The sequence below is a fragment of the Streptomyces sp. NPDC088817 genome (assembly GCF_044750345.1).
Classification (GTDB): Bacteria; Actinomycetota; Actinomycetes; order Streptomycetales; family Streptomycetaceae; genus Streptomyces.
In genome coordinates this window covers 12,547-36,206 of record NZ_JBIVJN010000010.1, presented here as the reverse complement: position 1 = coordinate 36,206, position 23,660 = coordinate 12,547, and the positions used below count along the sequence as shown (strand labels likewise).

18 protein-coding genes and 1 tRNA gene are annotated in these 23,660 nt (G+C 71.2%); 16 read left to right on the top strand and 3 right to left on the bottom strand.

All coding sequences use genetic code 11. The features are described from left to right. The first annotated feature begins 9 nt into the window (after positions 1-9). From ACIP4X_RS19860 to ACIP4X_RS19820, 9 genes are all read left to right on the top strand, one after another. Positions 10-2,058 carry a biotin carboxylase N-terminal domain-containing protein gene (locus tag ACIP4X_RS19860; protein WP_391458155.1) on the top strand — a complete coding sequence of 683 codons (2,049 nt, stop codon included), beginning with the start codon at positions 10-12 and terminating at the stop codon, positions 2,056-2,058. Then, positions 2,055-3,023 carry a hydroxymethylglutaryl-CoA lyase gene (locus ACIP4X_RS19855; protein WP_358728398.1) on the top strand — a complete coding sequence of 323 codons (969 nt, stop codon included), beginning with the start codon at positions 2,055-2,057 and terminating at the stop codon, positions 3,021-3,023. The genes ACIP4X_RS19860 and ACIP4X_RS19855 overlap by 4 nt, the downstream gene beginning before the upstream one ends. A 6-nt stretch (positions 3,024-3,029) precedes the next feature. Next, complete coding sequence (locus tag ACIP4X_RS19850) at positions 3,030-4,190, top strand: acyl-CoA dehydrogenase family protein (protein WP_326802540.1); 1,161 nt, start codon at positions 3,030-3,032, stop codon at positions 4,188-4,190. Positions 4,191-4,339: 149 nt separating this feature from the next. Continuing rightward, positions 4,340-5,389: an ABC transporter substrate-binding protein gene (locus ACIP4X_RS19845; protein ID WP_358728396.1), complete on the top strand. Its 1,050-nt coding sequence runs from the start codon at positions 4,340-4,342 to the stop codon at positions 5,387-5,389. 64 nt (positions 5,390-5,453) lie between these two features. Beyond that, complete coding sequence (locus ACIP4X_RS19840; RefSeq protein ID WP_358728394.1) at positions 5,454-6,308, top strand: siderophore-interacting protein; 855 nt, start codon at positions 5,454-5,456, stop codon at positions 6,306-6,308. A gap of 121 nt (positions 6,309-6,429) precedes the next feature. Then, positions 6,430-7,872 (top strand): aminotransferase class V-fold PLP-dependent enzyme, encoded by a 1,443-nt coding sequence (locus tag ACIP4X_RS19835; protein ID WP_391458086.1) that lies wholly within the window; start codon positions 6,430-6,432, stop codon positions 7,870-7,872. 61 nt (positions 7,873-7,933) lie between these two features. Further along, entirely contained in the window at positions 7,934-9,175 is a 1,242-nt protein-coding gene (locus tag ACIP4X_RS19830; RefSeq protein ID WP_358728675.1) for a SidA/IucD/PvdA family monooxygenase, read from the top strand. Then, positions 9,172-9,702 carry a GNAT family N-acetyltransferase gene (locus tag ACIP4X_RS19825; RefSeq protein WP_358728391.1) on the top strand — a complete coding sequence of 177 codons (531 nt, stop codon included), beginning with the start codon at positions 9,172-9,174 and terminating at the stop codon, positions 9,700-9,702. The genes ACIP4X_RS19830 and ACIP4X_RS19825 overlap by 4 nt, the downstream gene beginning before the upstream one ends. Next, positions 9,699-11,468 carry an IucA/IucC family protein gene (locus ACIP4X_RS19820; RefSeq protein ID WP_391458083.1) on the top strand — a complete coding sequence of 590 codons (1,770 nt, stop codon included), beginning with the start codon at positions 9,699-9,701 and terminating at the stop codon, positions 11,466-11,468. The genes ACIP4X_RS19825 and ACIP4X_RS19820 overlap by 4 nt, the downstream gene beginning before the upstream one ends. An 88-nt stretch (positions 11,469-11,556) precedes the next feature. Here ACIP4X_RS19820 and ACIP4X_RS19815 read toward each other — a convergent pair whose 3' ends face one another. Next, on the bottom strand, positions 11,557-13,146 hold the full coding sequence (locus tag ACIP4X_RS19815) for a beta-N-acetylhexosaminidase (protein WP_358728387.1): 1,590 nt from the start codon (positions 13,144-13,146) through the stop codon (positions 11,557-11,559). Positions 13,147-13,452: 306 nt separating this feature from the next. On the opposite strand from ACIP4X_RS19815, the gene ACIP4X_RS19810 reads away from it, so the two are divergent. Further along, positions 13,453-13,710, top strand: a complete 258-nt coding sequence (locus ACIP4X_RS19810; RefSeq protein ID WP_358728385.1) for a hypothetical protein — start codon at positions 13,453-13,455, stop codon at positions 13,708-13,710. A gap of 13 nt (positions 13,711-13,723) precedes the next feature. After that, positions 13,724-15,541: a glutamine--fructose-6-phosphate transaminase (isomerizing) gene (glmS, locus tag ACIP4X_RS19805; RefSeq protein WP_391458079.1), complete on the top strand. Its 1,818-nt coding sequence runs from the start codon at positions 13,724-13,726 to the stop codon at positions 15,539-15,541. A 219-nt stretch (positions 15,542-15,760) separates the two neighbouring features. Here the strand turns inward: glmS and ACIP4X_RS19800 are convergent, their stop codons facing one another. After that, entirely contained in the window at positions 15,761-16,327 is a 567-nt protein-coding gene (locus ACIP4X_RS19800) for a GPR1/FUN34/YaaH family transporter (RefSeq protein ID WP_358728381.1), read from the bottom strand. A gap of 139 nt (positions 16,328-16,466) precedes the next feature. Next, positions 16,467-16,994, bottom strand: a complete 528-nt coding sequence (locus ACIP4X_RS19795; protein ID WP_358728379.1) for a universal stress protein — start codon at positions 16,992-16,994, stop codon at positions 16,467-16,469. Between the two features lie 354 nt (positions 16,995-17,348). Between ACIP4X_RS19795 and ACIP4X_RS19790 the strand changes: the two genes are divergently transcribed. From ACIP4X_RS19790 to ACIP4X_RS19770, 5 genes are all read left to right on the top strand, one after another. Then, entirely contained in the window at positions 17,349-17,750 is a 402-nt protein-coding gene (locus ACIP4X_RS19790; protein WP_358728378.1) for a hypothetical protein, read from the top strand. Between the two features lie 378 nt (positions 17,751-18,128). After that, positions 18,129-19,349: a helix-turn-helix domain-containing protein gene (locus ACIP4X_RS19785; protein WP_358728376.1), complete on the top strand. Its 1,221-nt coding sequence runs from the start codon at positions 18,129-18,131 to the stop codon at positions 19,347-19,349. A gap of 126 nt (positions 19,350-19,475) precedes the next feature. Further along, positions 19,476-20,084, top strand: a complete 609-nt coding sequence (orn, locus tag ACIP4X_RS19780; protein ID WP_358728374.1) for an oligoribonuclease — start codon at positions 19,476-19,478, stop codon at positions 20,082-20,084. Between the two features lie 111 nt (positions 20,085-20,195). Continuing rightward, positions 20,196-20,268: transfer RNA gene (locus tag ACIP4X_RS19775), tRNA-His, on the top strand. 214 nt (positions 20,269-20,482) lie between these two features. Next, positions 20,483-23,629, top strand: a complete 3,147-nt coding sequence (locus ACIP4X_RS19770; protein WP_401349685.1) for an FG-GAP repeat domain-containing protein — start codon at positions 20,483-20,485, stop codon at positions 23,627-23,629. The last annotated feature ends 31 nt before the right edge of the window (positions 23,630-23,660 follow it).

The window sequence follows — 23,660 nt, the reverse complement described above, 5'->3', positions numbered from 1 at the left end:
CTCGTGACGATGTTCGAAACGGTTCTGGTGGCCAATCGGGGCGAGATCGCCGTCCGGGTCATCCGTACGCTGCGCGCGCTCGGCGTGCGCTCGGTGGCCGTCTTCTCCGACGCCGACGCCGATGCCCGGCACGTCCGGGAGGCCGACACCGCGGTCCGGATCGGACCGGCGCCCGCGGCCGAGAGCTATCTGTCCGTCGAGCGGATCCTGGAGGCCGCCGCCCGCACCGGCGCGCAGGCCGTCCACCCCGGGTACGGCTTCCTGGCGGAGAACGCCGGGTTCGCGCGCGCCTGCGAGGAGGCCGGGCTGGTCTTCATCGGCCCTCCGGCGGACGCGATCTCCCTCATGGGCGACAAGATCCGCGCCAAGGAGACCGTGAAGGCCGCCGGGGTGCCGGTGGTCCCCGGCTCCAGCGGCTCCGGGCTCACCGACGCTCAACTCGCCGACGCGGCCCGCGAGATCGGCATGCCGGTGCTGCTGAAGCCGTCCGCCGGCGGCGGCGGCAAGGGCATGCGGCTGGTGCGGGACGCCGGCCTGATCGACGAGGAGATCGCCGCCGCCCGCCGTGAGGCCCGCGCCTCCTTCGGCGACGACACCCTGCTGGTCGAGCGCTGGGTCGACCGCCCCCGGCACATCGAGATCCAGGTCCTGGCCGACGGGCACGGCAACGTGGTGCACCTCGGCGAGCGCGAGTGCTCCCTCCAGCGCCGCCACCAGAAGATCGTCGAGGAGGCGCCGAGCGTGCTCCTCGACGAGGAGACCCGGGCCGCGATGGGCGAGGCCGCGGTCCAGGCGGCCCGCTCCTGCGGGTACCGGGGCGCGGGCACGGTGGAGTTCATCGTCCCCGGCGGCGACCCGGCGGCGTACTTCTTCATGGAGATGAACACCCGCCTCCAGGTGGAGCACCCGGTCACCGAGCTGATCACGGGGCTCGACCTGGTGGAGTGGCAGCTGCGGGTGGCGGCGGGCGAGCCGCTGGCATTCGCCCAGGAGGACGTCCGGCTGACCGGTCACGCGATCGAGGCCCGTCTGTGCGCGGAGGACCCGGCACGCGGGTTCCTGCCCTCGGGCGGCACGGTGCTCGCCCTGCGCGAGCCGCAGGGGTGGGGGTCCCCCCTGCTCGGAGAGCCTGGGGGAGGTGTGCGCACCGACTCCGGGCTCAGCGAGGGCACGGAGGTCGGCAGCCTGTACGACCCGATGCTGTCCAAGGTGATCGCCTACGGCCCGGACCGCGCCACCGCGCTCAGGAAGCTGCGGGCGGCCCTCGCCGGGACGGTCACGCTGGGCGTGCAGACCAACGCCGGGTTCCTGCGCCGGCTGCTGGCCCACCCGGCCGTCGTGGCGGGCGAGCTGGACACGGGCCTGGTCGAGCGGGTGGTCGACGAGCTGGTTCCGACGGAGGTGCCGGCGGAGGTGTACGAGGCCGCGGCACTGCTGCGCCAGTCGGCGCTCGGCCCGGCCGGCGCGACCGGCTGGGTGGACCCGTTCTCCGCCGCGGACGGCTGGCGGCTGGGCGGCGAGCCGGCCTGGACGGTCCACCATCTGCGCGTGCCGGGGCACGAGCCGGTCGCCGTGCGTGTGCGCCGCACGCCCGACGGCGGGGCAGAGGTACTGACGGAAGGGTCCGGCACGCCTCGCCGGGCGTCCGGGGGGCTGCCCCCGCGCGCCGGCACCGACGACCGGTTCAGCTGCCGGCTCGACGGCGTCGTGCACACCTTCGATGCCACGCCGGACGGCACCTGGCTCGGCCGCGACGGCGACGTCTGGCACGTGCGCGACCACGACCCGGTGGCGGCCTCGCTCAGCCGCGCGGGCCACTCCGGCGCCGACTCGCTCACCGCCCCCATGCCGGGCACGGTCACGGTCGTGAAGGTCGCGGTCGGCGACGAGGTGGTGGCGGGCCAGAGCCTGCTGGTGGTCGAGGCGATGAAGATGGAGCACGTCATCTCCGCGCCGCACGCCGGCACCGTCACCGAACTGGACGTGGCACCGGGCACGACGGTCGCCATGGACCAGGTCCTGGCGGTCATCGCCCCCGTGGAGGAGGAGACGGAATGACCGCCCCGGACGGCACGAGCACCTCGGACACCGGCCTCCCGATGGTGGTCACGGCGCCCGACCTGCCCGCGCGGGTCAGGATCCACGAGGTCGGGCCGCGCGACGGACTGCAGAACGAGAAGGCGACCGTACCGACCGAGGTCAAGGCGGAGTTCATCCGCCGCCTCGCCGACGCCGGCCTGACGACGGTGGAGGCCACCAGCTTCGTCCACCCGAAGTGGGTTCCCCAACTGGCGGACGCGGAGGCGCTGTTCCCGCAGGTCAAGGATCTGAAGGGGGTGCACCTCCCGGTCCTCGTGCCCAATGCGCGCGGACTGGAGCGCGCGCTCGCGCTGGGGGCGGACCGCATCGCCGTCTTCGCCAGCGCCACCGAGTCCTTCGCCAGGGCCAACCTCAACCGCACGGTGGAGGAGTCGCTCGCGGTCTTCGAGCCCGTCGTGGCCCGCGCGAAGGGGGAGGGCGCCCATGTCCGCGGCTATGTCTCCATGTGCTTCGGCGATCCCTGGGAGGGTGCCGTCCCGATCCACCAGGTCGTCCACGTGTGCAGGGCGCTCCTGGACATGGGCTGCGACGAGCTGAGCCTCGGGGACACGATCGGTGTCGCCACCCCGGGGCACGTCCTGGAACTGCTGGCCGCGCTCAACGAGCGGCACGTGCCGACCTCCGCGCTCGGCGTGCACTTCCACGACACCTACGGCCAGGCGCTCGCCAACACCCTGGCCGCCCTCCAGCACGGCGTCACCACCGTCGACGCCTCCGCGGGCGGTCTCGGCGGGTGTCCGTACGCCAAGTCCGCCACCGGCAACCTCGCCACCGAGGACCTCGTGTGGATGCTCCGGGGTCTCGGCATCGAGACCGGAGTCGACCTCGGCCGCCTCACCGCCACCAGCGCGTGGATGGCCGAACGGCTGGGCCGCCCCAGCCCCTCCCGCACCCTCCGTGCCCTCTCCCACAAGGAGCAGTGATCGACCATGAACCACCGCCTCTCCCCCGAGCTGGAGGAACTCCGCCGTACGGTGGAGCAGTTCGCCCACGACGTCGTCGCCCCGAAGATCGGCGACTTCTACGAGCGGCACGAGTTCCCGTACGAGATCGTGCGGGAGATGGGCCGTATGGGTCTGTTCGGGCTGCCGTTCCCGGAGGAGTACGGCGGCATGGGCGGTGACTACCTGGCGCTGGGCATCGCCCTGGAGGAACTGGCGCGGGTGGACTCCTCGGTCGCCATCACGCTGGAGGCCGGGGTCTCGCTCGGCGCCATGCCGATCCACCTCTTCGGCACCGAGGAGCAGAAGCGCGAGTGGCTGCCCCGGCTGTGCTCCGGCGAGATACTCGGCGCCTTCGGCCTCACCGAGCCCGACGGCGGCTCGGACGCGGGCGCGACCCGCACGACGGCCCGGCTGGACCCGGAGACCGACGAGTGGGTGATCAACGGCACCAAGTGCTTCATCACCAACTCGGGCACGGACATCACCGGGCTGGTGACGGTGACGGCGGTGACCGGCCGCAAGCCCGACGGGCGCCCGCAGATCTCCGCGATCATCGTGCCCTCCGGCACGCCCGGCTTCACGGTGGCGCCCGCCTACTCGAAGGTCGGCTGGAACGCCTCCGACACCCGTGAGCTGTCCTTCGCCGACGTCCGGGTGCCGGCGGCGAACCTGCTGGGCGAGGAGGGCCGCGGCTACGCGCAGTTCCTGCGCATCCTCGACGAGGGCCGGATCGCCATCGCGGCGCTGGCGACCGGGCTGGCGCAGGGCTGTGTGGACGAGTCGGTGAAGTACGCCAAGGAGCGCCACGCCTTCGGCAAGCCCATCGGCTCCAACCAGGCCATCCAGTTCAAGATCGCCGACATGGAGATGAAGGCCCACACGTCCCGCCTCGCCTGGCGCGACGCGGCCTACCGCCTGGTGGCCGGTGAGCCCTTCAAGAAGGAGGCCGCCCTGGCCAAGCTCTACTCCTCGACGATCGCCGTCGACAACGCCCGCGACGCCACCCAGGTCCACGGCGGCTACGGCTTCATGAACGAGTACCCCGTGGCCCGCATGTGGCGCGACTCCAAGATCCTGGAGATCGGCGAGGGCACGAGCGAGGTCCAGCGCATGCTGATCGCCCGGGAGTTGGGGCTGACGGGCTGATCCCCTCGGCCCCGAGCGGACGGGGCCCCGTCGGCGCCGCACCGCGCTCGTTCGGGGCGGGCGATCGTTGGACAATGACTAAGGTTAGGCTAACCTAGCTTCGGTTTTGTCCGGCGGGCGCTCCGCCCCGTTCGAAAGCAGTCACGCCCATGCCCAACGCCCGTGCCACCCTTCTCTCCCGCCGCGGCATCCTCGCCGCGGGCGGCGCCCTCGGCCTCGGTGCCGTGCTCGCAGCCTGCGGTGACGGTGACGCGAAAAACGGCGGCTCGGGCGGCAAGGCGGCCAAGGGCGCGTCAGGTCCGTGGTCCTTCAAGGACGACCGCGGGCAGACCGTGAAGGCCGACAAGGTCCCCTCGCGCATCGTCGCATTCGTCGGGGTCGCCGCCGCGCTGCACGACTACGGCGTCCGGGTCGAGGGCGTCTTCGGCCCCACGACGACCAAGGGCGGCAAGGCCGATGTGCAGGCCGGCGACATGGACGTCACCAAGGTGACGGTGCTCGGCAACGAGTGGGGCCAGTTCAACATCGAGAAGTACGCCTCCCTCGCCCCCGACCTGCTCGTCTCCACCATGTTCGACGACGCGGGCACCCTCTGGTACGTCCCCGAGGAGTCGAAGAAGAAGATCCTCGCCGTCGGCGCCCCCACCGTCGGGATCTCCGTCTACGACCGGCAGCTCACGGAGCCGCTGGAGCGCATGCTCGCGCTGGCCAAGTCGCTCGGCGCCGATGTCGCCGGCGACAAGGTGAAGCAGGCCAGGAAGCGGTTCGAGGACGCGGCCGCCCGGCTGCGCGCCGCCGCCCGGGCGAAGCCGGACATCAAGGTGCTGGCGGGCTCCGCGAGCCAGGACCTGTTCTACGTCTCCGGCACCAACCTCTCCATCGACCTGGAGTACTTCAAAGCCCTCGGCGTGAACTTCGTGGAGCCCCCGGAGAGCGCCAAGAAGGAGGGCGGCGGCTGGTTCGAGTCCCTGAGCTGGGAAAACGCCGACAAGTACGCGGCGGACATCATCATGATGGACAACCGCACCTCGGCCATCCAGCCCGTCGGCATCACCCAGGGCACCTGGAAGAAGCTCCCCGCGGTCAAGGCGGGGCAGGTCATCGCCCGCAACCCCGAGCCGATCCTGTCCTACGACAAGTGCGCCCCGCTGCTCGAGGACCTCGCGAAGGCCATCGAGACGGCGAAGAAGGTCGCCTGATCCTGCCCGCCCCGGTCCGCCACCCCCCACACACAAGCCCCCTGACGCCGACTCGGGAGCACACATGACGACGGCCGTGGCCGCCCCGTTCCGTTTCTTCTCCCTCCAGGTCGTACGGACGAGGCGGCTCGGCCCGTCTCTCGTCCGGGTCACCTTCGCCGGGCCCGACCTGCACGCCTTCCACTCCGACGGACGCGACCAGTCCCTCTCCCTGTTCCTGCCGCAGCCGGGCCAAGCCGAGCCGGCGGTACCGCTCGAACTCGGCGACGGCTGGTGGCAGGGCTGGCGCGAACTCCCCGACGACGTACGGGCGGTGATGCGTTCGTACACGCTGCGGTCGCTGCGCCGCGGACCCGACGAGATCGACATCGACTTCGCCCTGCACGGCCTGGAGCCCGGCGCCGCGGCACCCGCCGGGCCCGCCTCCCGCTGGGCCGCCCGCGCCACGCCCGGCGACCGCGTCCTGCTGCTCGGTCCGGCGGTCGCGGACAACCGGGCGATCCGCTTCCGCCCGCCCGAGGACACCGATCTGGTGGTGATGTGGGGCGACGAGACCGCCGTGCCCGCCGCGACCGCGATCCTGGAGTCCCTGCCGGCCGGCACGCGGGTGCGTGCCTGGCTGGAGGTGGGGCACGCGGGCGACATCCAGGACGCGACGACCGACGCCGACGCCGAGGTCACCTGGCTGGTGCGCGAAGGGGGCCGCCCGGCGGGCTCCCCGACGGCCCTCGACGCGCTGCGCGGCACCCGACTCCCCGCAGGGGAGCGGCCGTACGTCTGGCTCGCGGGCGAGTCCGGGTGCGTCCGGGCGCTGCGCCGTCACTTCGTCGGCGAGCGCGGGACCGACCGTCGCCGCGTCACCTTCGTGGGCTACTGGCGGCACGGTCTGAGCGAGGAGCAGTTGCGCACGCAGGAGTGACACCGGTCACGGCGGGGCAACACCCGGCATAGATCAACTTAGGTTAGGCTAACCTAAGTAATCGCGCGCCGCTTTTCCGTCCCACCACGGACCGTCCCCACCCCACCGGAGGACCCCCCACATGCGCTCACACCTGCTCAACGACCTGACCGCGGAGCACTACCGCCGGTCCGTGAAGGAAGGAGTGGAACGGGTGGCCGCCCAACTGGCCGCCACCGAACGGCCGTTCACGGGCGTCACCCCCGAAGCCCTCGCCCCCCGCATCGAGCGGATCGACCTGGACCGGCCGCTGAACGACACCACGGCGGCCCTCGACGAACTGGAGGAGGTCTACCTCCAGGACGCCGTCTACTTCCACCACCCCCGCTACCTCGCCCACCTCAACTGCCCCGTCGTCATCCCGGCGGTGCTCGGCGAGGCCGTCCTGTCCGCCGTCAACTCCTCCCTCGACACCTGGGACCAGTCGGCGGGCGGCACCCTGATCGAGCGCAGGCTCATCGACTGGACGGCCGCCCGGATCGGCCTCGGCCCGGAGGCCGACGGCGTGTTCACCTCCGGCGGAACCCAGTCCAACCTCCAGGCGCTGCTGCTGGCCCGCGAGGAGGCCGGCGGCACGCCGCTCTCCGAGCTGCGGATCCTCACCTCGGAGGCGAGCCACTTCAGTGTGCGCAAGTCCGCGCAGCTGCTCGGTCTCGGAGCCGATTCGGTGGTCGTCGTCCCGGTCGACCACGACAAGCGCATGCAGACCCTGGCGCTCGCCCACGAGTTGGAGCGCTGCCACGGTGACGGGCTCGTCGCGATGGCCGTGGTCGCCACCGCCGGCACCACCGACTTCGGCTCCATCGACCCGCTGCCCGAGATCGCCGAGCTGTGCGAGAGGTTCGGCACCTGGCTGCACGTCGACGCGGCCTACGGCTGCGGCCTGCTGGTCTCCCCCACCCGCCGCGAGCTGCTCAACGGCATCGAACGCGCCGACTCGGTCACCGTCGACTACCACAAGTCCTTCTTCCAGCCAGTGAGTTCCTCCGCCGTGCTGGTCCGGGACGCCTCGGTCCTGCGGCACGCCACCTATCACGCGGACTACCTCAACCCGCGCCGGGCGGTGACCGAGCGCATCCCCAACCAGGTCGACAAGTCCCTGCAGACCACCCGCCGCTTCGACGCCCTCAAACTGTGGATGACCCTGCGCGTGATGGGCGCCGACGGCATCGGGCAGCTCTTCGACGAGGTGTGCGACCTGACCGCCGCGGGCTGGAAACTGCTCGCCTCCGACCCGCGGTTCGACGTCGTCGTCGAACCGGCGCTGTCCACCCTGGTCTTCCGCTACATCCCGGCGGCCGTCACCGACCCGGCCGAGATCGACCGCGCCAACCTCCACGCCCGCAAGGCCCTGTTCGCCTCCGGCGACGCGGCGGTCGCGGGCACCAAGGTCGCCGGTCGCCACTACCTGAAGTTCACCCTGCTCAACCCCGAGACCACGACCGACGACCTCACCGCCGTCCTCGATCTGATCGCCGGCCACGCCGAGCAGTACCTGGGAGAGCCCCTTGACCGCGCGTCCTGAAGCGACTGTAGCCCCCGAGGTCCACGAAGCCCGGGAACAGTCCCGGACCACCTACGACTTCGTGGGCATCGGCCTGGGCCCGTTCAACCTCGGCCTGGCCTGCCTCACCGAGCCGATCGCCGAACTGAACGGCGTCTTCCTGGAGTCCAAGCCCGACTTCGAGTGGCACTCGGGCATGTTCCTCGACGGCGCCCACCTCCAGACCCCGTTCATGTCGGACCTGGTCACCCTGGCCGACCCGACCTCCCCGTTCTCCTTCCTCAACTACCTGAAGGAGAAGGGCCGCCTGTACTCGTTCTACATCCGGGAGAACTTCTACCCGCTGCGCGTCGAGTACGACGACTACTGCCGGTGGGCCGCGTCCCGGCTGAGCAGCGTCCGCTTCGGCACGACGGTCACCGAGGTGACGTACGACGAGGGCGACGAGCTGTACACCGTGCGCACGCACACCGGGGCCGCGTACCGCGCCCGCCGCCTGGTCCTCGGCACGGGCACACCCGCGTATATCCCCGAGGCCTGCCACGGTCTGACCGGCGACTTCCTGCACAACTCCCGCTATCTGGAGCACAAGGCGGAGCTCCAGCGCAAGGAGTCGATCACGCTGGTGGGCAGCGGCCAGTCCGCCGCCGAGATCTACTACGACCTGCTCGGCGAGATCGACGTCCACGGCTACCGGCTGAACTGGGTCACCCGCTCCCCGCGGTTCTTCCCGCTGGAGTACACCAAGCTCACGCTGGAGATGACCTCCCCGGAGTACATCGACTACTACCACGCCCTGCCGGAGCGGACCCGCTACCGCCTCACCGAGCAGCAGAAGGGCCTGTTCAAGGGCATCGACGGCACCCTGATCGACGAGATCTTCGACCTGCTCTACCAGAAGAACCTCTCCGGCCCGGTCCCCACCCGTCTGCTCACCAACTCGGCGCTCACCGGGGCGACTCACCACGACGGCTCCTACACCCTCACCTTCCGCCAGGAGGAGCAGGGGAAGGACTTCGAGCTGCGCTCCGAGGGCCTTGTCCTGGCCACCGGCTACCGGTACGCCGAACCGGAGTTCCTGAAGCCGATCCGGGACAGGCTGCGCTACGACTCCCACGGCAACCACGACATCGGCCGCAACTACGCCATCGACGTCACCGGCCGCGGCGTCTTCCTCCAGAACGGCGGTGTGCACGCCCACAGCGTCACCAGCCCCGACCTGGGCATGGGCCCGTACCGCAACAGCTGCATCATCCGCGAGCTGCTCGGCACCGAGCACTACCCGGTCGAGAAGTCCATCGCTTTCCAGGAGTTCGCCGTATGACCCTCACGTTCCGTCCGCTCGACCCGCTGAAGGACGCCGAGTTGCTGCACGGCTGGGTCACCCACCCGAAGGCGGCGTTCTGGATGATGCAGGACGCGACGCTCACGGACGTCGAGCGCGCCTACATGGAGATCGCCGCCGACCCCCACCACGACGCCTTCGTCGGGCTGCACGACGGCGAACCCGCCTTCCTGATGGAACGGTACGACCCGGCCCACCGCGAGCTGGTGGGGCTGTACGAGCCGGAGCCCGGTGACGTCGGCATGCACTTCCTGGTCGCGCCGACCGACACGCCCGTGCACGGGTTCACCCGGGCCGTGCTCACCGCCGTGATGCGGCACCTGTTCGAGGATCCGGCGACCCGCCGGGTCGTGGTGGAGCCCGACGTGCGCAACACGGCCGTGCAGGCACTGAACTCGGCCGTCGGATTCGTGCCGGAGCGCGAGATCGACAAGCCCGAGAAGACGGCGCTGCTGAGCTTCTGCACCCGGGAGCGGTTCACCGCGGCGACGGGGGTGGCCGCATGACCCTCGCCGACGCCGTGTCCCACCTGTCCCCGGAGCACTGGGAGACCGCCAACCGCCTGCTCATACGCAAGGCGCTCGCCGAGTTCACGCACGAGCGGCTGCTCGCCCCCCGCCCGGACGGCGGCCACTTCGCCGTCGACAGCGACGACGGCCTCACCCGCTACCGCTTCGCCGCCGTCCGCCGCGCCCTCGACCACTGGCAGGTGGACCCGGACTCGATCACCCGCCGGCGCGACGGCGCCGAACTGCCGCTCGCCGCACTGGACTTCTTCATCGAGTTCAGGGCGTCGCTGGGACTGAGCGACGAGATCCTGCCGGTCTACCTGGAGGAGATCTCCTCCACCCTGGCGAGCACCTGCTACAAACTCGCCAAGCCGCAGATCACCTCCGCCGAGCTGGCGAAGGGCTCGTTCCAGGACATCGAGAGCGGCATGACCGAGGGCCACCCCTGCTTCGTCGCCAACAACGGGCGGCTCGGCTTCGGGGTCCGCGAGTACCTGTCGTACGCCCCCGAGACCGCGAGCCCCGTCCGGCTGGTGTGGCTGGCCGCGCACCGCTCACGGGCGGCGTTCACGGCGGGCGTCGGCATCGAGTACGAGGCCTTCCTGCGCGGGGAACTGGGCGCGGAGACCGTCGAGCGCTTCCACGCCCGGCTCACCGGCCAGGGCCTCGACCCCGCCGACTACCTGCTCATACCCGTCCACCCCTGGCAGTGGTGGAACAAGCTCACCGTCACCTTCGCCGCCGAGATCGCCCGCCGCCATCTGGTCTGCCTGGGCGAGGGCGACGACGAGTACCTGGCGCAGCAGTCCATCCGGACCTTCTTCAACCGCACGAACCCGCACCGGCACTACGTCAAGACCGCGCTGTCCGTACTCAACATGGGCTTCATGCGCGGACTGTCGGCCGCCTACATGGAGGCCACCCCGGCCATCAACGACTGGCTGGCCCAGCTCATCGCCGACGATCCGGTGCTGAAGTCGACCGGTCTGACGATCATCCGCGAGCGGGCGGCCGTCGGCTACCGGCACCTGGAGTACGAGGAGGCGACGGACCGCTACTCGCCGTACCGGAAGATGCTGGCCGCGCTCTGGCGCGAGAGCCCGGTGCCCTCGCTGCGGGACGGCGAGTCCCTGGCCACCATGGCCTCGCTGCTGCACGTCGACCACGAGGGCGCGTCCTTCGCGGCTGCCCTGATCGAACGCTCCGGGCTGTCCCCGAGGCAGTGGCTGCGCGGCTGTCTGCGCGCCTACCTCACCCCGCTCCTGCACAGCTTCTACGCCTACGACCTGGTGTTCATGCCGCACGGCGAGAACGTGATCCTGGTGCTGGAGGACGGCGAGGTGCGGCGGGCGGTCTTCAAGGACATCGCCGAGGAGATCGCGGTCCTCGACCCGGACGCCGCGCTGCCGCCCGAGGTGCGGCGGATCCGGGTGGAGGTCCCGGACGAGCAGAAGCTGCTGTCCCTGTTCACGGACGTCTTCGACTGCTTCTTCCGCTTCCTGGCCGCGACGCTCGCCGCCGAGGGGGTCCTGGAGGAGGACGACTTCTGGCAGGCGGTCGCCGAGACGGTCCGCGAGTACCAGGAGTCGGTGCCCGAACTCGCCTGGAAGTTCACGCGGTACGACCTGTTCACCCCCGAGTTCGCGCTGTCCTGCCTCAACCGGCTGCAACTGCGCGACAACCGCCAGATGGTGGACCTCGCGGACCCCTCAGGGGCGCTCCAGCTCGTCGGAACCCTGCGCAACCCCCTCGCGGGGCGCTGAGCCCCGTCCCGGACGGACGGGCACCCCGGAGTACGGTCCTCCGGGGTGCCCGTCGCCCGTGTTCCCGGCGCTGTTCCCGCCGCTGTCCCTACCGCGCGGGCCAGGGCACCTGCGGGGAGCGGTAGTAGCCGATCCCGAGCGCGTCCCAGCGCGGCGCCTGGGCCGCCAGACGGGTGCTGTAGGCGTCCCAGTCGTGCGTGGCCGCGGGCGACCAGCCGAGTTCGGCGACGCCGGGCAGCCGGGGGAAGGCCATGGCGTCGATGTCGGCGGAGGTGGACAGGGTCTCCGACCACAGCGGCGCCTCGACACCGCGGACCGCGGAGGCGGGCGCGCCCGGCACGTAGCTGCCCGGATCCCAGTCGTAGGACCGCCGCACCTCGACGTAGCCGGCCCAGGCCAGTCCGAGCGGGGTGTCCTTGGTGTACTTCATGTCCAGGTACACCCGGTCGGCCGGGGACAGGATCAGCCCGGTGCCGTTCTGCGCGGCCCGGGCGACCTGGGCCTTCTCCGCCGCGCTGGTGGAGTCCAGGCCCCAGTACTGGGCGAGCGCGCCCTTGGCCGGGGTGGCGCCGGTCAGCTGGTGCCAGCCGATCACCTTCTTGCCGTACTTGGCGACGACGGGCTGCACGCGGTCCATGAACTTCACGTAGTCGTCGTGGCTGGTGGAGTGCGCCTCGTCACCGCCGATGTGCAGGTAGCGGCCGGGGGTGAGGGCGGCGAGCTCGCGGACCACGTCGTCCACGAAGTCGTAGGTGATCTGCTGGGACACGCACAGCGAGCTGAACCCGACCTCGGTGCCCGTGTACAGAGGGGGCGCCGCGCCGTCGCAGTTCAGCTCCGCGTAGGAGGAGAGGGCCGCGTTGGTGTGGCCGGGCATGTCGATCTCGGGGACGACCTCCAGATGGCGGGAGGCCGCGTAGCGGACGATCTCCCGGTAGTCGGCCTTGGTGTAGTGGCCGCCCGCGCCGCCGCCGACCTGCGTCGAGCCGCCGTGGGCGGCCAGGCGCGGCCAGGAGTCGACGGCGATGCGCCAACCCTGGTCGTCGCTCAGATGCAGATGCAGCTCGTTGATCTTGTAGAGGGCGAGTTCGTCGATGTAGTGCTCGACCTGGGCGACGGTGAAGAAGTGCCGGGAGACGTCGAGCATGGCGCCCCGGTAGGCGTAGCGCGGGCTGTCCTTGATGGTGCCGCCGGCGACCAGCCACGGGCCCGGCTGCACGGACTTCTTCTCGACGGCGGCGGGCAGCAGCTGCCGCAGGGTCTGCACTCCGTGGAACAGGCCGGCCGGCTCCCCCGCGGTGATCGTCACCCCGCTCGCCGCGCTGTCCAGCCGGTAGCCCTCGGCGCCGTACGACCCCTTGGCCAGCCGCAGGCGGATGCCGCCCTGGCCCCGGGTGGTCAGCGGCAGGCGGTAGCCGGTGGAGGGCCGCAGGACGTCCGCGAGGTACTCGCCCACCCGGCGTACCTCGCGGGAGCCGTCGACGCGGATGCGGGTGCCCGCCGTGACGCGGTACGGGTTTCCGCCCGCCTGGACGGAGGCCGGGGCCGGGACCACCTGTCCCAGCGGCGTCGCGGCCGTAGCGGACGCGGCCCCACCGGCGGGCGCGGCGCCCACGGCGAAGACGCCGGCCGCGGCCACGAGCAGCAGCGCACCCAGGGCCCGGCTGGTCCTGGGCATCCGGATTCCGCGGGGAGTCGTGCTGTGGTGCCGTCTCACATGCGCTCCCTTCGTTCGGCTCGGGGACTCCACGGAGCCCCGACGGTATGGACCACTCTCCCGCAGATGCGGCGAAACAATCCGCCCATGACGGAAATCATCCAGAGCGACGACGGGCGGGTCCCCGGACGGCGGCGCCCGGGACCCGCGCCCTCACGCTCGCCCGGCATCGCCGCGCGCCGCACCGCACGACCCCACCGACACTCCCCTGCCCGAAATCGGGCAGGTTTCTTGCGAAAGCCCGCCCCTTACTCCAGAATCCACCGGGTGCACGACGAACTTGTTGATCATCTGACGCGGTCCACGCCGCTGAACCGGGGCGAGGCACTCCGGGTGGTCCAGGACGTGCTCGCCTACTTCGACGAGACGACCGAACAGTTCGTCCGTCGCCGCCACCGCGAGCTCCAGGCCCAGGGCCTGGTGAACGCGGAGATCTTCGAACGGATCGCGGCGGACCTGCAGTACCGCGCGGTGGCACCGCCGGAACTCTCCCTCCGGCAGCTGCGCCGGATCGTCTACGGCTGAGGGATACCTGTACATGTGCGGAATCGTCGGATACATCGGCAAGCGTGACGTCGCCCCCCTGCTCCTGGAAGGCCTTCAGCGCCTGGAGTACCGCGGCTACGACTCCGCGGGCATCGCCGTCACCTCACCGAAGACGGCCGGTCTGAAGATGGTCAAGGCCAAGGGCCGGGTCCGCGACCTGGAGGCCAAGGTCCCGGCGCGCTTCAAGGGCACCACGGGCATCGCCCACACCCGCTGGGCCACCCACGGCGCCCCCTCCGACGAGAACGCCCACCCGCACATGTCGGCCGACAACAAGGTCGCCGTCGTGCACAACGGCATCATCGACAACGCCTCCGACCTGCGCCGCAAGCTTCAGGCGGACGGCGTGGAGTTCCTCTCCGAGACCGACACCGAGGTGCTGACCCACCTCATCGCCCGCTCCGAGGCGGAGACGCTGGAGGAGAAGGTCCGCGCCGCCGTCCGCATGGTCGAGGGAACCTACGGCATCGCCGTCCTGCACGCCGACTTCCCCGACCGCATCGTGGTGGCCCGCAACGGCTCGCCGGTCGTGCTCGGCGTCGGCGAGAAGGAGATGTTCGTCGCCTCCGACATCGCCGCGCTGGTCACCCACACCCGGCAGATCGTCACCCTCGACGACGGCGAGATGGCCACCCTCAAGGCCGACGACTTCCGCACGTACACCACCGAGGGCACCCGCACCACCGCCGAGCCGACCACCGTGGAGTGGGAGGCGGCCTCCTACGACATGGGGGGCCACGACACCTACATGCACAAGGAGATCCACGAGCAGGCCGAGGCCGTGGACCGGGTGCTGCGCGGCCGGATCGACGACCGGTTCGCCACCGTGCACCTCGGCGGCATCAACCTCGACGCCCGCGAGGCGCGCGCGGTGCGCCGGGTGAAGATCCTCGGCTGCGGCACCTCCTACCACGCGGGCATGATCGGCGCCCAGATGATCGAGGAGCTGGCCCGCATCCCCGCCGACGCCGAGCCGGCCTCCGAGTTCCGCTACCGCAACGCGGTGGTCGACCCCGACACGCTGTACGTCGCGGTCTCCCAGTCCGGTGAGACGTACGACGTGCTGGCGGCCGTGCAGGAGCTCAAGCGCAAGGGCGCGCGGGTGCTCGGCGTCGTCAACGTGGTGGGTTCCGCCATCGCCCGCGAGGCGGACGGCGGCATCTACGTCCACGCCGGACCCGAGGTCTGCGTGGTGTCCACCAAGTGCTTCACCAACACCTGCGTCGCCTTCGCGCTGCTCGCCCTGCACCTGGGCCGCATCCGCGACCTGTCGGTGCGCGACGGCAAGCGGATCATCGAGGGCCTGCGCAAGCTGCCGGCGCAGATCTCCGAGATCATGAAGCAGGAGGAGGAGATCGAGCGTCTGGCCCAGGACTACGCCGACGCCCGCTCAATGCTCTTCATCGGCCGGGTCCGCGGCTACCCGGTGGCCCGTGAGGCCTCCCTGAAGCTGAAGGAGGTCTCCTACATCCACGCCGAGGCCTACCCGGCCTCCGAGCTGAAGCACGGCCCGCTGGCCCTGATCGAGCCCGCCCTGCCGACGGTGGCGATCGTGCCGGACGACGACCTGCTGGAGAAGAACCGCGCGGCCATGGAGGAGATCAAGGCCCGCAGCGGCAGGATCCTCGCCGTCGCCCACCAGGAGCAGGAGAAGGCCGACCAGACGATCGTCGTGCCCAAGAACGAGGACGAACTCGACCCCATCCTCATGGGCATCCCCCTCCAACTCCTCGCCTACCACACGGCCCTGACCCTCGGCCGCGACATAGACAAGCCCCGCAACCTCGCCAAGTCGGTAACGGTGGAGTAAGCACAAAGGCTGCCCCAGACCGCCCGAGGGGCCCCGAAGGGGCCCTGAAGGGGCGCGGGGCTGTATCGACATGCGGCTCCGCCGCGTGGGCGCGAGCAACCCCAACGCGCCCGCACAGGCAGAACCATGAGAAACGGACCCCCACGCGTGCCACCCACCACACGGGGGTCCGTTTCCGTTGGCCGGGGAGCAACCCACCCCACCCCCCAGCCTGCGCAGCTAACCGGTGGCCGTCACCCCCCGGCCCGCAGCGCGTCGCGGAAGTTCCGTGGGCCAGTGGGCGAGCGCCGCCGTGGCCGCGTACCAGGCGACCGCTCCCGCCGCCACGGCGAACCAGCCGCCCACCTTCGCCAGGCCGCCGGTGTCGGCGAACCGCGCGATGGCGAGCAGCACCAGAGAGACGAAGAACAGACCGTAGGTGCTCTGGCCGAGGACGTCCCCGCCGGCGAGCGTCAACGTCAGGGCCACGAGGGCGAACAGGAGCAGGAAGAGTCCCGCGCCGTTGTCGGACACCTGGGCGCCCGCGGAGACGGCCCAGGTGAACCAGAGGGCGCCGAGGGCGCCGTAGGCCGTACCGGTCGCGGTGTCGCGATCGCGGAAGGCCAGCAGTCCGGCGACGAACAGGGCGACGCCGCCCACATAGTGAGCGAGTGTCACCGCGTCGTTCGCCGTCACTCCGTTGATGACTTCGGTGTACCCGAGCCCGAAGGCCAGCAGGGTGACACCGAGGGCGAGTCGGCCGAGGACGGTGGTCGTGGTGCTTCCCGCAGAGACGTCGTTGGCCACGGCAAGCTCCCTTCATGCCTGGGCAGTTGTGCGGTGACCGGTATATGCCCTTCACAAGGGCACAAACACCTCCGCGTGCAGGTAATTTCACGGAAACACACACGCCGTGAACAGGAAGGGAGTCGGCGGGCGGAGCAGGCTAGGGGATGACCACGACCGGCCGCTGCGCGCGCTTGGCGAGCCGGCCCGCCACCGAGCCGAACAGGCGCCCCACGAGCCCGTGAGTGGAGCCGACGACGATCGCGTCCGCCTCGTACTCCTTGCCGACCTCTTCGAGTTCGTGGCAGATGTCGCCGCCGCGCTCGACGAGGATCCACGGCACCTCCGCCAGGTACTCCGCGCAGGCGAGTTCGAGGCCGAGGACCTCGGTGCGGTGGTCCGGCACGTCAACGAAGACGGGGGGCTCGCACCCCGCCCACACCGTGGTGGGCAGCCGGTTGGCGACGTGGACGATGATCAGGCCCGAGTGGGTGCGCTGCGCCATGCCGATCGCGTAGGCGAGGGCGCGCTCGCTGGAGGTGGACCCGTCGAAGCCGACGACGACGCCGTGCTTGAACGCCGGATCGCAGGGTTGGCGTGGCTCTTCCGCCGCCTGGGGATCGGCCGCCGTGGGGTCGGCGAGCGGTCGCTTGCGGTCCGCGGGTTCGAAGAATTCGTGACCGGCCATGGCTGTCTCGGCGAGGTGATCCTTTGTCGGGGACGACAGTCTGCGGCGAAGCTGTGTCCGGGAATGGTCTTCCCGTCCCCATACCCCCAAGGGTACGGCGGCACGCCTCCTTAGCCCAGATCCCGCGCACTCTCCGTGGCGGTTCACCGGAGCATGCACGAGCCACGCCCGTAACGCAATGGTTGCTGCCCCGTACAGGCGGTTTGTGCGGGATTCGCTTTCCGCGACGGGTGGGAACACGGTAGCGGAGGGGCGCCGGCGGCCGGCCGCGGCGAGCCCGCTCCGGTCCCGCACAGTGACCGACCCCCGGAACACGCGTTGAGCCCGGAGAGCCGCCGCCGTAGGGAGCACGCCGTGTCCGGACCCCGTACCGTCCCCGACCGAGACCTGCCTCCCGCGTGGGACAGCGTGTGGGACAGCGCGTCGGACGCCGGGCAGGACACCGTGACCGCGATCCCCGGGGGCGCCGACGCGGGCGACACCGCGGGCGAGGTGGTGCGCTGGGCCGCCTTCAGCTCCGCCCTCGTCCCCCTGGTCCTGCTCTGGTACGGCACGTCGTTCGCCGGCGCCGCCGGGATCGGCCTGGGTCTCGCGGCCGCCACCGGCGCCTGTCGCGTACTGCTGCGCCGCTCCGAGCGCGAGGCGGCCCGGCTGCGCGCCGAGGAACACGTCCCGCACCGCGGCCGCCCGCACGGGACGGAACGCGGGGCACACCGGGGCGGTCGGCACCCGGGCGGAACGGCACCGGTCGGCTGACCGGTTTTTGCGCACGCAGGCGCATCTTTTCAGCCAACTTCTCGAATCTGTGCATTCTCCGGCCGAAGCACCCCCCACCCCCCGTTCGACCTGCAAGGAAAGGGTCTCCGCGACCCCGTGCACCCTACGGGGATTGGCCACCAGGACGAGGCGCACTTCCCTGCACGCTCCCCGAGTGCAACGCTTCGTGATCGAATGCTTCACGCCAAGTTGCCATGTCGACAATGTGCCGGGTGACGAACTGGTCAACACGGCACGGCGGGACGCAGTAGATTCGATCTTGACTGTCTTACGGCGGGGGACTCGTGCAGGACCGAGGGGAAACGTGCAGGAGCGACACAACCGAGGAGCCGCGACCACCGAGGGGGGCTTAGCAGTATGAGCCACGACTCCACTGCCGCGCCGGAAACCGCGGCCCGGAAGCTTTCCGGGCGACGCCGCAAGGAGATCGTCGCGGTGCTGCTGTTCAGCGGCGGCCCCATCTTCGAGAGTTCCATACCGTTGTCGGTGTTCGGGGTTGACCGCCAGGACGCCGGCGTACCGCGCTACCGACTGCTGGTGTGCGGGGGCGAGGACGGCCCGCTGCGGACCACCGGGGGCCTGGAACTCACCACGCCGAACGGCCTGGAGGCGATCTCACGGGCGGGCACGGTCGTCGTGCCGGCCTGGCGCTCGATCACCTCGCCGCCGCCGGCGGAGGCGCTCGACGCGCTGCGCCGGGCGCACGAGGAGGGTGCCCGCATCGTGGGCCTGTGCACCGGGGCGTTCGTACTCGCCGCGGCCGGCCTGCTGGACGGCCGCCCGGCGACCACGCACTGGATGTACGCGCCGACGCTGGCCAAGCGCTATCCGTCGGTGCACGTGGATCCCAGAGAGCTGTTCGTCGACGACGGCGACGTGCTGACGTCGGCGGGCACGGCGGCCGGAATCGACCTGTGCCTGCACATCGTGCGCTCGGACCACGGCAACGAGGCGGCGGGCGCGCTGGCCCGGCGGCTGGTGGTCCCGCCTCGCCGGAGCGGAGGCCAGGAACGCTACCTGGACCGCTCTTTACCGGAGGAGATCGGCGCCGACCCGCTCGCCGAGGTCGTCGCCTGGGCGCTGGAGCACCTCCACGAGCAGTTCGACGTGGAGACGCTGGCCGCGCGGGCGTACATGAGCCGGCGTACGTTCGACCGCCGCTTCCGCTCCCTGACCGGGAGCGCGCCGCTGCAGTGGCTGATCACCCAGCGGGTGCTCCAGGCGCAGCGGCTGCTGGAGACGTCCGACTACTCGGTCGACGAGGTGGCGGGCCGGTGCGGCTTCCGCTCCCCCGTGGCGCTGCGCGGCCACTTCCGGCGGCAGCTGGGCTCGTCCCCGGCGGCGTACCGGGCGGCCTACCGGGCGCGGCGGCCGCAGAGCGAGCGGCAGGGCGACGGCGACCTCTCCTCGGGGTCGGCCGGCATGCCGGGCGGTCCGGGACCGCACTCCGCGGCGGCCCCGGCGGGCCCCGTGTCGCCGCTGCCCTCGTTCCACCCGGACAGCCAGGTGCCCCACCAGTCCCGCCGCACGGCGGCGGCGCTGTCGGTGAGCGTTCCGGGCCAGCGCGGCGGTTCCTGACCCGCGACGGGCGGGCGGACGGGCCTCCGGGTCCGGTCCGCCCGCCCGTTCCGGCACCGGCCGCCGTCCGACAAGGTCGACGCACGGCCGGTCCGGCTCGCGGTGGGGCGCCGTAAGGTGAGACACATGAACGATCGCATGGTGTGGATCGACTGCGAGATGACCGGCCTCTCGCTGTCCGACGACGCGCTCATCGAGGTGGCCGCCCTCGTCACCGACTCCGAGCTGAACGTACTCGGCGAGGGAGTCGACATCGTCATCCGGCCGCCGGACTCGGCCCTGGAGACGATGCCGGAGGTGGTGCGTGAGATGCACACCGCGTCCGGCCTGCTCGCGGAGCTGGCCGGCGGCACGACGCTCAAGGACGCCGAGGAGCAGGTCCTGGCCTATGTGCGGGAGCACGTGAAGGAGCCCGGCAAGGCGCCGCTGTGCGGGAACTCGGTCGGCACCGACCGCGGCTTCCTGCTGCGCGACATGCCGACGCTGGAGGACTACCTGCACTACCGGATCGTCGACGTGTCCTCGATCAAGGAGCTGGCCCGGCGCTGGTACCCGCGGGCGTACTTCAACAGCCCGGAGAAGAACGGCAACCACCGCGCCCTGGCCGACATCCGCGAGTCCATCGCGGAGTTGCGCTACTACCGCGAGGCCGTCTTCGTCCCGCAGCCCGGCCCCGACTCCGACACCGCGAGGACGATCGCGGCGAAGCACGTCCTGCCTGCTCAGCACGTATAGCGGGGCCCGGCGAAGGGGCGCCGCGAAACCCGTGCGCGAGCACCCCTTCGGACCCTGTAGACTTCTTCTCGGCCGGTCGGGGAAACCGCAGAATCCCTCGGACCGGTCATGGTGGGTGTAGCTCAGCTGGTAGAGCACCTGGTTGTGGTCCAGGATGCCGCGGGTTCGAGTCCCGTCACTCACCCTTCACCGAGAGGCCGGTGACCTGGTATTTCCGGGTCACCGGCCTCTCGCGTACCCGCCCGCGAGGACGGCGATCGCAGAGATCGAACTCTCGTACGCAGCGGGACGCCCAATGGCGGTAACATCTGCCGACTATCCGGGGGGATGCGACGGCTGGGGGCCGAGTCGCCATGGACGACACCGCCTGCCTCTCGGACTTCTCGGGAGGGGCACCCTTGTTCCGCAATACCGTTGCGCACCCCCGTGGTGCGAGACCCGTCGGTATCGCCGTCACCGCATGCGCGGCTCTACTGGCCGGTACCGGTCCGCTGGCACCCGGTGTCGCCTCCGCGGCGCCCGCCGTACCTCAGGAGACCGTCGTCCCGGCGGCCCTGCGCAGCACCTACACCTCGGCCTCCTTCTATGCCGCCAACACCCTGACCGGCGCGGACGGTGCCGGCAGCCAGGGTTTCTTCCATCGGCTCGAGGGCTACTCCGGTCTCGTCTGGTCGCGTTACGGCGGCGGCGCGCCAGTCCCCGTACCGAAAGCGGAAGGCTCGTACTTCACGGAGCCGACGGGCAGCGACGTACTCGCGTACTGCTACCCCGACCGGGTGGAGTTGTGGGACGCCTCCGACGGGACGACCCGTACGGTGCACGTCCCCGAGGGGCAGAGCGTGCTCTCCGTCTACGGCACCACCGTCGTCACCTTTCGCAACTCCACCACCGCGAACGGGACATCCACCCGGGTCATGCATCTGCTGACCAGCGGCCCCGACGGAACCACCCGCGACGTGCCGGTCGTCGGCGCGCCGGAGGACATGGTGCTCGGCCAGCCGCACGGGGCCGACGCGGCCGGCGTGCTGTTCCAGAGCCAGCAGAGGGACGGCACGGTCCGGATGGTCGTCGTCGACCGGGAGACGGGCCGGGTCCAGGGCTGGACGCAGCGGCTGCCCAGCGGCTACTACCGGGCGAAGATCTCCCCCGACCACATCGTGGTGTACAGCTCCTCCGCGTCCACGGTGCTGGTGCTGCCCCGCTCCGACGTGTCCGCGACGCCGGTCGAGGTCGCGCTGGACAGTGGCTTCTCCAAACCGGGCCACGAACTGGCCCTCGCCGGCGACTGGTTGGTCTACCGCCCCGGTGCCGTCGCCACCCTCAAGGCGATGCCGGTCGCGGGCGGGCAGCCCATCACCGTGGTCACGGGGTCGAACACCGGCCTGGTGTCCGCCCCCGACGGCACCGCCCTCGCCATCGGCCGCACGTCGGCCACCCTCGACGACCGCGGCATCCAGCACATCCGCCCCGGCGACGACACCGCGCCCGTCGTCACCACGGTCAGGCCACTGCCCCGGCCGGTCGTCCCGGTCGAGGGGCTCGTCCTGAGTCAGGGCAGACTCGTCGACGCCGAAACGGGGAACGACCGCCGCACCCCCTACGTCCGGAACGTGGCCGTGACCGGCACCCCCGAGTTCGGCGAGCACACCCGCCTGACCCCGACATCCGATGTGGTCATGGACGACTGCCCGGTCGCGGACCCCGGCTGCGCGTCGGTCTTCGACGTCGGCGACGGGCGCATCGCCTGGATCGAACGCCAGAGCGGCGGATCGGACCTGCTCCGGGTCCACGGCCCCGGCACATACGACCTCTACCAGCGCAGGGTGCCGGCCGGCGGCCGGATCACCGACGTCTCGGGCGGTTACCTGATCCACACCACCGCCGACAAGCAGTCCGTCTACCGCCTGGACGACGACGGCGCCCCTCTGACGCGCGCCCCCAGCGCCGCCGCCGTCTGGGAGAACCGGCTCTGGACGCCCGCTGCCACGCCGGGCAGCGTCTCGGCGCTCGACCTCGTCTCGAAGAAGACGGTCCAGACCGTCGGCACCGGCGCGAGCTGCGTTCCGCAGGAGTTGCAGGCCGTGGGCGGCTGGCTGTACTGGAGCTGCGGCGCCGACGGGCCCGCCGGGGTGTACGACCGTACGAACAAGACCTCGGTGGCCGTCCCCTCCGGGGAGGCGCTGCTCGGCGACGGCTACGTCGTCACCCACGACCGGCAGGCCGGGAAGCTGAACCTCACCACGGTGGGCTCCGGTTCTCCCAGCACCCGGGTCATCGGCGAACTGCCCGACACCGGGACCTCGCAGCGCCACGTCCGCTGGACCGTGGACAGGTACAGCGGCAACGTCGCGTACGTGGACGCGCAGGAACGCATCCACCTCGTGCCGTCCGGGGTCACCACCACCCAGTCCTTGATCACCCTGCGGGAGGAGGTGGCCACGTCCGTGAACGCCGAATGGTCCGCGAACCGCACGGGCATGCGCGGGACGGCGGTCTTCGACGGGGTCTTCTCCAAGCCGGTCGCGTCCTGGACTCTCGTGGTCCGGGACAAGAACACCAACCGGGTGGTCGACCGGCGCCAGGGCGGCGACACCCGCGGGCGGCTGGACGTGCAGTGGACGGGCATGGACCCGGCGAAGCACTACGAGACCCCGCTGCCGAACGGCCGGTACACCTGGGAGCTCACCGCGAACCCGGCGGACGGCCGGGGGGCGGCGCTGCGCCGCCAGGGAACGGTCCGGCTCCTCCGCGGTCAGCCCGTCCCGCGCGACCACGCGGGGTCCGGGGCGTCGCCCGACGCGATCGCGGACCTGCTGACGCTCGACTCGCACGGGACCCTCACGTTTCACCACGGGAACGGCGCCGGGAAGTTCTCCGGCAAGACGTCGGGCCGCGGCTGGCCCACCTCAGTGGTCGCCGTGCCCTTCGGGGACCTGAACAAGGACAAGTGCAACGACGTCCTCGTAAGGATGGCGAACGGATCGCTGCGGGCGTACCGGCCCGCATGCGGAAAGCCGCTCACGCCTTCGACCCCGTACCGGACGCTGAGCGGCGGCACCGGCTGGAAGGCCTACGACGTACTCACCGCGCCCGGGGACCTCACCGGCGACGGGCTGACCGACCTGCTGGCGCGGAAGGCGTCGACGGGCGCGATGTACCTCTTCGCGGCGAAGCCCGACGGCACGCTGGCGGCCGGGAAGAAGATCGCCTCGGGCTGGGGCTCGTACACGAAGATCATCGGAGTCGGCGACCTGAACGGCGACGGCCTCGGGGACGTGCTGGCACGGCACAAGAACGGCACTCTGTACCGGTACTACGGGACGAAGGGCGGGCTGTCGACGAAACGGGTCAAGCTGTTCTCGAAGTGGGGCGCCTCGTACAACGCGGTCGTCGGCGTCGGCGACATCACCTCGGACGGGAAGCCCGACCTGGTGGCGCGCGACACCTCGGGGAACCTGTGGCTCCAGAAGGGCGACGGCCGGGGCTCGTTCGGGGCCCGCACGAAGATCGCCACGGGCTGGAAGGGCTACAAGGGACTGTTCTGAACCGGGCTCGGGACGGGGGCACACGGCCGTG

What these genes read in the sequence shown, in the direction of transcription:
- ACIP4X_RS19860 (WP_391458155.1), top strand. Translation starts at nt 10, where the DNA reads ATGTTCGAAACGGTTCTGGTGGCCAATCGGGGCGAGATCGCCGTCCGG.
- ACIP4X_RS19855 (WP_358728398.1), top strand. Translation starts at nt 2,055, where the DNA reads ATGACCGCCCCGGACGGCACGAGCACCTCGGACACCGGCCTCCCGATG.
- ACIP4X_RS19850 (WP_326802540.1), top strand. Translation starts at nt 3,030, where the DNA reads ATGAACCACCGCCTCTCCCCCGAGCTGGAGGAACTCCGCCGTACGGTG.
- ACIP4X_RS19845 (WP_358728396.1), top strand. Translation starts at nt 4,340, where the DNA reads ATGCCCAACGCCCGTGCCACCCTTCTCTCCCGCCGCGGCATCCTCGCC.
- ACIP4X_RS19840 (WP_358728394.1), top strand. Translation starts at nt 5,454, where the DNA reads ATGACGACGGCCGTGGCCGCCCCGTTCCGTTTCTTCTCCCTCCAGGTC.
- ACIP4X_RS19835 (WP_391458086.1), top strand. Translation starts at nt 6,430, where the DNA reads ATGCGCTCACACCTGCTCAACGACCTGACCGCGGAGCACTACCGCCGG.
- ACIP4X_RS19825 (WP_358728391.1), top strand. Translation starts at nt 9,172, where the DNA reads ATGACCCTCACGTTCCGTCCGCTCGACCCGCTGAAGGACGCCGAGTTG.
- ACIP4X_RS19820 (WP_391458083.1), top strand. Translation starts at nt 9,699, where the DNA reads ATGACCCTCGCCGACGCCGTGTCCCACCTGTCCCCGGAGCACTGGGAG.
- ACIP4X_RS19815 (WP_358728387.1), bottom strand. Translation starts at nt 13,146, where the DNA reads ATGCCCAGGACCAGCCGGGCCCTGGGTGCGCTGCTGCTCGTGGCCGCG.
- glmS (WP_391458079.1), top strand. Translation starts at nt 13,724, where the DNA reads ATGTGCGGAATCGTCGGATACATCGGCAAGCGTGACGTCGCCCCCCTG.
- ACIP4X_RS19795 (WP_358728379.1), bottom strand. Translation starts at nt 16,994, where the DNA reads ATGGCCGGTCACGAATTCTTCGAACCCGCGGACCGCAAGCGACCGCTC.
- ACIP4X_RS19785 (WP_358728376.1), top strand. Translation starts at nt 18,129, where the DNA reads ATGAGCCACGACTCCACTGCCGCGCCGGAAACCGCGGCCCGGAAGCTT.
- orn (WP_358728374.1), top strand. Translation starts at nt 19,476, where the DNA reads ATGAACGATCGCATGGTGTGGATCGACTGCGAGATGACCGGCCTCTCG.